An 8,945-nucleotide genomic window follows, 5' to 3' on the forward strand; every position below is an offset into this window, starting at 1 on the left:
GGAGGGCGGTAGCCCGGTCCTTCCGCCTCGCTCAGGGCCTCGCGCCGCCGCCGTTCCGGCCCGTGGGAGGCGCCGTCGGATCGGCCCGCTCGACGGCAACGGCCTCACCGCGCACCAGCGCGTCGAGTTCGGCCTCCAGCCGAACGGTTTCATCGGGAGACCCATCGGCCGTACGCGGGTTGCTGCCGCGCAGCGCCACGGCTCCGCCTGCCAGGGCCATCGGCAGCGCGACGAGCAGCGCGGCGGTGCGCATGCCCCCCGGCGCCGACAGCACCAGTGCGATCAGCGGGGGGCCGAAGGCACCGCCGGACTTGCCGACGGCCGCCGCCCAGCCGCCGGCGGTGCCCCGGATGGCCAGGGGAAAGATCTCCGCCGTGTAGGGCCCGATGAGCGCGATCACCCCGGCGGTACCGGCGAACAGCAGGATCACGGCGGTCAGGAGAACCGGCTCGCTGCCGTCCATCCCCACTGCGGCGAGGACGAGCAGTGCCGCGACGGTGAGGGCCGCGTACAGGACCATGGTGCCCTTCGCCGACCAGCGCTTGTAGAGCCACGCCGCCACCACACAGGTCGGGATGGACAGCAGTGAGGACAGGAAGAGCAGGGTGGCGGCGGACATGCCTCCCTCGTGCGATGCCTCCAGCTGACTGGGCAGGAAGGTGATGAAACCCCAGTAGACGAGGCCCCAGGCGAGGGCGTAACCGCTGACGACCAGTGTTCTGGTCGTCTGAGGGTGCTTGAACAGGGCAGAGGCGCGGACGTGCCCGCGCCGGGCCCGCTGGGCCGTGAAGGCCGCCGACTCCGGGATCCAGCGGTTCAGCGCGATGAGGATCAGCACCAGCGGGAGCTGCGCGAACCACAGGACGCGCCACCCCGTCAACGGGATCAGCAACGAGGCCAGTCCGGAGGCCGCCATATAGCCGCCGGTGGTGGTGAGGCCGGCCTGCAGCACCATGACGGCAGCGCGCCGCCCAGGCGGCAGACTCTCGGTCATCAGGGCGTACACGACGGGCAGCATGCCGCCGGCCGCCATCCCCATCAGCGCGCACATGACCAGGATGCCGCCGAAGGACGGCATGGCCCCGCACACCGTCGTACCGAGGAAGAGCAGGGACGCGATGAGGATCGTCGCCCTGCGTCCGATCCGGTCGGCCGAGCGGCCGCCGACGAGTGATCCCAGGACGGTGCCGCTCAGCGCGACGGTCGGCAGCCAGGAGATCTCGGCGGCGCTGAGCTGGAACTCGTCGCGCATGCCGGGCTGGATGAACGCCAGGGTGGCGGGTTTCATCTGGTCCACCATCAGCGCGAAGCTCAGCACACCGATGAGACGGCGCCGGTGTGCCTGGGATGTCCCGCCCGGAACGGAAGCCCCGGCCTCGGCCGCACCGGGGCTCTGGACGACCGCGCATCCGGAGATCACCACGCCCACGACGATGGCGGCCATCGCGGCCCACATCACGCCGGACATCCCCATCATCGCCATGTGAAAGCCCATCGACCTGGAATCGACGAACATCCAGACGTGCTGGCCGACACCCGCACACGTGAGGGCCACACCTGCCCAGAACATCAGCGGCCGGGCGATCAGAGAGGGGGGCCGGGCGGGCGAGGTCATGCGCTCACCTCGCGGCAGGCCGGGCACGGCTCATGGGGCGTCATCCGTTCCCTCTCTCCACCTGGGGCACAGGGCACCCTCCGGTCCGCCGCTCTTCGAAATACCGCGTGGCGGGGCGCTGTGTGCGGGCGTGCAGGACCATGACCGTGCCGAGCAGCAGCTGGCGGACGCCCCGGGTGACGTCCTCCACCCCGTCCCGCAGCCGGACGAACCCGCGGAGCGCGCCCAGACGGCGGGGCCGGGGCGGCAGGCCGCGCGGGATCAGCAGACAAGGCGCCCGGTGCGGGATGGAGCGGGTGTGGGAGGCCGACGAATCCAGCCGGAACCGGTGCAGCACCTCCCGTACCGCGGCGCGCAGCGCGAGCGGCGACAGCCGCCAGGCCGGGCAGGGGCGGTTGGCCGCCACGCCGTACGGGATGTGAGGGGCGTCCTTGACGGCCAGGTCCGCCCAGCGGTCCGGATCGAACTCGCCGGGCCGTTCGTATCCGGTGGCGTGGTAGCCGGGGTAGCTGAAGCACACCACGGAACCGGTCGGCAGAACCGTCTCCGCGTCCAGGGCTATGTCCCCGGTGGTGATGCGGTGGGCGATGCCGAACAGCGGATACAGGCGCATCGTCTCGTCGAGCACCCGCGTCAGATATCCGTCGTCCTCCGGATCCGCGCGGAGGCGCCGCTGCACCTCCGGGTGGCGGGCCACGGCGAGCAGCACGTGGGCGGTCGCCTCGGACAGCTGCACGACCGCCGTGTTGAAGAAAGTCCCCTGCAGGTAGTGCACCTGCTCCGGCACGGACAGGGAGGGCGGCAGCCGGTGCGGGACGTGGCCCGCCTCGACCCGGTCCCGCAGGTAGCCGCTGAGCCGGGCCCGGCGGCGGGGGTGGCGCAGACCGGTGCACTTCAGAGCGGATATCACGTCGTCGGCATGCGCGGTGATCAGCTTCCGGGCCGCCGGCGGGCACGGCTCCTGGAAGACCAACTCGTAGCAGAACGCGGCCCATGCCGGCATCACCAGGTCCCGCAGCCGTACGAGACTGATCCGGGTGTCCGGCACCGCGTCCAGCGCATCCGCCACGGCACGGGCGGCAGCCGCGGTGAGATCCGCCGAGTTCCCGGCGACGATGCGCCGCGTCGTCGCGGCCACGTCCTGGTAGCGCGTACCGGGCTCCAAGTGCTCCTGGTGCACCTCGGGCCCCGGCGCCAGCCAGTACCAGAACAGGTCGGAGAGTCCCGCCCCCTCGCTCCGGCCGTTCGCGTGGGGGTGGGCGTACACCCGCTCGAACACCTCCGGACCGTGCGTGGCGTTCGGGAGGGTCACCGCCCGGTCCCCGTTGACCTTCTCGAAGATGCGGACACGCAGCGCCACCACGGCGCGCGGCAGCCACCACGCGTCCGTACCCGTCCGGGTCCTCACCACGTTCCACCCTTCCGTACCACCATGCCGGGCCTCAGATCGGTGTTCCGGCGCCCACCGCACAGGGCGAGCGTGTGGTCGTACTCGTCGCGCAGCGTCGCGAGGACCCGCCGCACGCCCGCCTCCCCGTCGGCCGCCAGGCCCCACACCACGGGACGTCCGACGCCGACCGCCCTCGCACCGAGCGCCAGGGCCACCGCGACGTCGCTTCCCCGGCGCACCCCGCCGTCGAGCAGGACCGGGACCCGGCCCGCGACCGCCGCGACGACCGCCGGCAGACAGTCCACGGCCGCCGGGACCGCGTCGCACTGGCGGCCGCCGTGGTTGGAGACGACCACCCCGGCCGCACCGTGCTCGACGGCGAGGCGTGCGTCGTCCGGATGGAGCACGCCCTTGACCAGCACGGGGAGCGAGGTGCCGCGCACGGCCTCGGCGAATTCCGGCCAGCGGAGCGCGGCGGACATCGGGATGGCGGTGAGCGCACCGGGTCCGGCGCCGGGCAGGCCGCGCATGTTCTCCGCGGCGTATCCGGGCGGCAGGTCGGTGAACCCGTTGCGCAGGTCCCGGGTGTGCCGCCCGAACACCGGCGAGTCGACGGTCACCACGAGGGCCGTGCAGCCGGCGTCCTCGGCGCGCCGGACGAGCGCTCCGGTGACCTCCGCGCGGGGGTGCAGGTACAGCTGGAACCACACGGCCGGGTCCGGGGCGGCTTCGCGCGCCGCCGCGACGACATCGGAGACCGCGACCGTGGCCGCCGTTCCCGTCACCAGCACGGCGCCCTCGGCAGCGGTGGCACGGGCCGTCGCCCGCTCGCCGGCCCGGTGCGCCAGGCGGTGGAAGGCGGTCGGTGCCACGAACACCGGGGACGCCTGCGGGGCGCCCGGCAGATCGACGCCGGTGTCCCGCCCCTCACCACCGCTCAGCACCCGCGGCAGCAGCGCGTACCGGTCGAACGCCCGCTCGTTCTCGGCCAGGGCGCGCTCCTCGCCCGCGCCGCCCGCGACGTAGTCGTAGACGACCGGGTCCAGTACCTTCCGGGCCCTTTCGCGCAGTTCGCGGAGCGTCACGGCGCCACCGTGGCGGCCGGGCTGCGCCGGGCGGTGAGGAAGGCGTCCAGCGGGGCGCGGTGGACCTCCTCGCTGTCCCACTCGTTCTCCAGGTTCTCGGTGAGGTGGTGGTCGGCCACGAACTCGCCGTCCCGGTACCAGCGGACGACCGGATGCAGATAGCGGCCGTCCAGGCCCGACACGTCCTGCTGGGACTTGCGGCCGGCACCGACGTCGAACGGGTCCACCCGGTCGTGGTCCTCCCCGTACTCCAGGGTGACCACCGCGTACGCCTCCACCTCACCGAAGTCCCCGGCCCGCACGGCCCCCGGCACATGGTCGACGGGCACCTCCTCGGCGTAGCGGAACGTGCCGTCCGGGGCGAGCAACAGCAGGTCACCGAGGACGGCGAACTGCTGCCACAGCGCCGAGGAACGGTTCACCCGGCTGATCACCGCGTCGACGGCCCGCTCGGTGGAATCCCCGATCGCCGTCGTGGGCCAGGGCACGCCGGCGTGACGCTGCCGCAGTCCGCGGTACAGCGCGCGCACCGCGTAGCGGAAGCCGTGGATGAAGCCGGTCGTCGCCTTCCCGAACGAGCGCCCCTGCATCAGCGTCCCCGCGAAATACAGACCGGGTACGTTGACCGACTCGCCGAGCGGCGTCAGCGCGGGGAAACGGCCGTCGACGATCAGGTCCGGCGCGCAGGTGTCGTCGAAGACCGAGGCGTCGAACCGGAAGCCGGTCGCGACGATCACCCGGTCGTAACGGATCTCCTTGACCACCTCGTCGACCCGCTCGAAGGCGACCGGGACGTGGAAACCGTCCTGATCGCGCCGGATGGCCAGGACCCGGCCGTCGAGAAGGGCGTTCTGCGACTTCAACTGGTAGCTGTCCAGGAAGTTGTTGTAGACAGCGCGCAGATGTCCCACATAGTGGGTCCGCCAGGCCATCTTCAGCGAGCCCGAGCCGACGAGGTGGATGACCGCCGCCGTCTCCATCAGGTTCTCGGCCGTCTCGAAGGCGGAGTTGCCCCGGCCGATGATGAGTACCCGCTGGTCGGTGAAGGACTGCGGATCGGTCTCGATCGTGTCGTAGCGCTCGGCCAGTTCGACGCCCGGGATCGCGGGCAGGTTCGGGACGGGCATCCCGGAGGCGACCACCAGGTGCCGGGCCCGCCACACCTTGCCGGTACCGTCGGTGACGGCGAAGCCCTCCCCGTGCTTCGACACCTTCGTCACTTCCGTGTCGTACCGCACTCGCACCCCGGTCCGGGCGGCGAAGTCCGACAGATAGCGCACCAGGTCGTCGGCGGGCGGGAAGTAGCGGGGGCTGTACCGGGTGAACAACAGCTCCGGATCGTCGCTCAGCAGAGAGTTCCAGTCCATCCGCAGCCTCAGCTCCGGATCGTCGTAACCGGTGTGCACCTTGTTGTTCGAGATGAGGAAGCGGTGCCTGGGGAACCGGGTGAAGAACGTGCCCGGACCGCTGCCGCGTTCCAGGACGACGTAGTCCTCGCCGTCCCGCTCCAGCAGGGAGGCGAGCTGAAGTCCGGCGGGCCCCGCACCGATGATCAGATAGTCATGGGTCATGCCCCGGGAAGCTAGCCACTCGATTTCAGAGCACTCTGAGATTCCCCGCCTACCTTTCCGGACGTGCTGACCACCACGGACGCCCTTTCCCTCACCGGCCCTCCGGACTCCGCCGCCCTGCGCCGGGCCGCCACACCGCTCACCGTCACCGTGGACGCCCCGGCCCGAGCCCGTGTGGACCGCGGACGCCGCTTCTTCCACGGGCTGCGACACGGCGACGGTGACGGGTCCCCCGCCATCTACGGCGCCACCACGGGCTTCGGTGCGCTCGTCGGGTACGCCGGCCGCCCCGACGAGGCGGACCAGTGCGACAACACCCTCGCCCACCTCGGGGCGGGCCAGGGACCGGACCTTCCCCACGAGATCTGCCGTGCGGCCCTCCTGCTGCGCACCTGGTCCCTCGCCCAGGGCCTCTCCGGGGTCTCCGGCGAGGTCGTCGACCGCCTCACCGACATGTTCGCGACGACGTTCTCGCCCGCTGTCCCCCGCTACGGCTCCGTCGGCGCGAGCGGCGACCTCATCCCGCTCGCCTACGCGACGCAGGCCCTCCGCGGCCGCGGGTACGCCTATCTGGACGGCCGCCGCATGGCGGCCGGCGAGGCGCTGACCGCCGCCGGGCTCCGCCCACTCGACCTGGACGGCCGCGACGCGCTCGCCCTCGTCAACGGAACCTCCGTCACCACCGCGGCCCTGGCGCTCGCCCGCGACAGCGTCCGCGACGCACACCGCTCGCTCACGGTCCTCAGCTGCCTCCTGGCCGACCTGCTGGGCTGCGACCCCGCCTTCCTCGACGACGACCTGCTCCGGGCGTACGGGCACGCCGGAGCGGTCGACGCCGGCGCCCGCATGCGGCGGACCCTCACCGGCCTCAGCCCCTCGGGAAGCCGGCCGCTCCAGGAGCCGTACAGCATCCGCTGCACCCCGCAGTTGCTCGGTGCCGCGGAGGACGCGCTGTGCTACGTCGACGGCGTGGTCGCCGCCGACCTCAAGGGCGTCAGCGACAACCCGCTGTTCTTTCCCGGCCACGGCGACCGGGAGGGCAAGGTGGTGCACGGCGGCAACTTCTTCGGTCAGCCCGCCGCCTTCGCGGCCGATCTGCTGGCGTCCGTGACGGCCCAGCTGGGCAATCTCGCCGAACGCCAGCTCGACCTGCTGACCGATCCGGCGCGCAACGGGGGACTGCCACCGATGCTCGCCACGGCGCCGGGCCTTCAGCACGGGCTCCAGGGCGTGCAACTGGCCGCCACCGCGTTCGTCGCGGAGATCCGCCGCAACGCCACACCGGCCGGCATGCAGAGCCTGCCGACGAACCTGCACAACCAGGACGTCGTCCCCTTCGGCACCCAGGCCGCCCTGCGCTCCTACGACATGGCGGAACTGCTCGGCCTGCTCACCGGATCGCTCGCGCTCGGTCTGCGCCAAGCGGTCCACGTCGGCGCCCGCCGCCCCACCGCGCCCCGGTGCGCGGAACTCCTCGACGCCCTCAGCGAGGCGATTCCCCCGGTCGACCCGGACCGCCCACTGGACCGGGACGTCCGCACCGCGGCCCGCCTGGTCGCCGCGCACGAAGCGCCGTGACCGGTCGCGCCTCGACCCGCTGGGCTTCGGCCGCGACACCGCGCGGGGCCGCGCACTCCGGGAGGCGGATGGTGAACCGGGCCCCCTGGCCGGGGCGCCCGTCGGCCGCGACCGTGCCCCCGTGGCGCGTGACGACCTCCCGCAGCAGCGCCAGCCCCAACCCGTACCGTCCGTCGCCGCTGCCGCGGTGGAACCGCCGGAACAACTGCTCCACCGCGGCCGGATCGAACCCGGGCCCGGTGTCCGCGACGACCAGGAGCACCGTCCCTCCGGACCGCGAGAGGATCATCTCGATCCGCCCCTCCGCAGGCGTGTGGCGGATCGCGTTGGACAGCAACTCACCGACGGCACGGCGGAGCGCGGACTGGACGCCCTCGACGAAGAGAGGGTGCGGGGGGCCGTCCACGACGACGGTGAGACGACGCGCGCCCACCCGGTCGGATTCCTCGGCCACCACCGACCGGGCCAGCGCGACCAGTTCCACCGGCCGGTGCTCCGATCGCCGTGCCGGACCGGCCGCGAGGCTCGCGGACAGCAGCAGGTCGTCGAGCACCTCGCCGAGCCGCCCGGTCGAGGCGACCAGCCGGGCCAGCGTGTCACGATGCGGGCCCGGCAGATCCTGGTCGGCCGCCTGCCGGGCCAGCATCTGAGCCCGCGTGTGCACCTGGGTGACCGGGGTGCGCAGTTCGTGACTGGCATCCGTCACGAACCGGTGCTGCCGGGTCAGGGCCTCGGCCAGCGGGGCCACGGCACGACGACCGAGGACCACTCCCGTGACGGCCGCGGCCAGCAGCCCCACCGCTTCGGCCACCGCCAGCGCGAACCACAGATGGCTGCGGTCGGCCAGCTGGAAGCGCATGTCGAACACCGCCTGCACGACCTCTCCGTCGGCCCGGGGCTGTGTACGCACCAGATAGACCGTGTGGTCACGCTTCACGGTGCGCTCCACGGCCTCACGGGTGCCGAGGACCTCCTCCATGTCGGCGCGCACGGGGAATCCGAGCGGAGCGTTGGACAGGGGCTCCACGCCGGGTGCGTACAGCCAGGTGCATACGGGAGGTTTGACCGGGTCGCCGTACATGGCGCCGTACCGCAACTCGCGCCACACCTGATCGTTCTGCGCGTCCACCATCACCGTGTGCGCCACGCCACCGACGACCGTGACCAGCAACGTGATGATCGCCCCCGTGATCACGGCGATCCGCAGGCGCGCCCGCCGCACCGCCGCCCACTCGGCCGACGCCGACGGGTTCACAGTGCCCCCAGCCGGTAGCCGAGACCACGGACCGTGCGCACGACGCGCCTGCCCAGCTTGCGGCGCAGGTAGTAGACATAGGTGTCGACGATGGACGAGGCGGGCGCTTCGTGGAAGACCATCCGGCGCAGCTCCGTCCGCGAGTACACCGTTTCGGGGCGTGAGGCGAGTGCCCACAGCAGAGCGAACTCCCGGGGAGCCAGGGCGACCTGTTCGCCGTTCGCCAGCTCCACCTCCCTGCGCCCGACGTAGAGGTGCCCCGAGCCGATTCTGAGTACGTCGGCGGCATCGAGGGCCCGTCGGCACAGTGCTCGCAAGCGCGCGCTGAGTTCGTCGAGGTCGAACGGCTTCACGAGGTAGTCGTCGGCACCGGCGTCAAGCCCGTCGACCCGGTCGTGGACCGTGCCCATCGCGGTCAGCAGCAGTACGGGCGTGTGCACACCACGGGAAC

Annotated in this window: 7 protein-coding genes; 1 reads left to right on the forward strand and 6 read right to left on the reverse strand. The window is 72.4% G+C overall.

Going from position 1 to position 8,945, the window contains the following annotated elements:
- Positions 1-31 precede the first annotated feature (31 nt).
- The 4 genes from ACN6LM_RS36875 to ACN6LM_RS36890 are packed head-to-tail and all read right to left on the reverse strand — an operon-like array spanning position 32 to position 5,661.
- Positions 32-1,615, reverse strand: coding sequence for an MFS transporter (locus ACN6LM_RS36875; RefSeq protein WP_445069790.1), 1,584 nt, complete (start codon positions 1,613-1,615; stop codon positions 32-34).
- 40 nt (positions 1,616-1,655) lie between these two features.
- Positions 1,656-3,026, reverse strand: coding sequence for a cytochrome P450 (locus ACN6LM_RS36880; RefSeq protein WP_445069791.1), 1,371 nt, complete (start codon positions 3,024-3,026; stop codon positions 1,656-1,658).
- Positions 3,020-4,090 (reverse strand): alpha-hydroxy acid oxidase, encoded by a 1,071-nt coding sequence (locus ACN6LM_RS36885; protein ID WP_445069792.1) that lies wholly within the window; start codon positions 4,088-4,090, stop codon positions 3,020-3,022. Before ACN6LM_RS36885 ends, ACN6LM_RS36880 begins: the two co-directional genes overlap by 7 nt.
- Positions 4,087-5,661, reverse strand: a complete 1,575-nt coding sequence (locus ACN6LM_RS36890; protein WP_445069793.1) for an NAD(P)-binding domain-containing protein — start codon at positions 5,659-5,661, stop codon at positions 4,087-4,089. Before ACN6LM_RS36890 ends, ACN6LM_RS36885 begins: the two co-directional genes overlap by 4 nt.
- 63 nt (positions 5,662-5,724) lie before the next feature.
- Between ACN6LM_RS36890 and ACN6LM_RS36895 the strand changes: the two genes are divergently transcribed.
- Positions 5,725-7,239 carry an aromatic amino acid ammonia-lyase gene (locus tag ACN6LM_RS36895; protein WP_445069794.1) on the forward strand — a complete coding sequence of 505 codons (1,515 nt, stop codon included), beginning with the start codon at positions 5,725-5,727 and terminating at the stop codon, positions 7,237-7,239.
- Here ACN6LM_RS36895 and ACN6LM_RS36900 read toward each other — a convergent pair.
- Both ACN6LM_RS36900 and ACN6LM_RS36905 read right to left on the reverse strand, forming a co-directional pair.
- Positions 7,145-8,494 carry a sensor histidine kinase gene (locus tag ACN6LM_RS36900; RefSeq protein WP_445069795.1) on the reverse strand — a complete coding sequence of 450 codons (1,350 nt, stop codon included), beginning with the start codon at positions 8,492-8,494 and terminating at the stop codon, positions 7,145-7,147. The genes ACN6LM_RS36895 and ACN6LM_RS36900 overlap by 95 nt on opposite strands.
- The coding region (locus ACN6LM_RS36905) for a response regulator transcription factor (RefSeq protein WP_445069796.1) at positions 8,491-8,945 on the reverse strand (455 nt) is incomplete at its 5' end. The genes ACN6LM_RS36900 and ACN6LM_RS36905, both read right to left, overlap by 4 nt.

Source organism: Streptomyces sp. SAS_281, assembly GCF_052542855.1.

Excerpts from the sequence above, each read along its gene's own strand:
- ACN6LM_RS36875 (WP_445069790.1), bottom strand. The coding sequence starts at position 1,615 with ATGACCTCGCCCGCCCGGCCCCCCTCTCTGATCGCCCGGCCGCTGATG.
- ACN6LM_RS36890 (WP_445069793.1), bottom strand. The coding sequence starts at position 5,661 with ATGACCCATGACTATCTGATCATCGGTGCGGGGCCCGCCGGACTTCAG.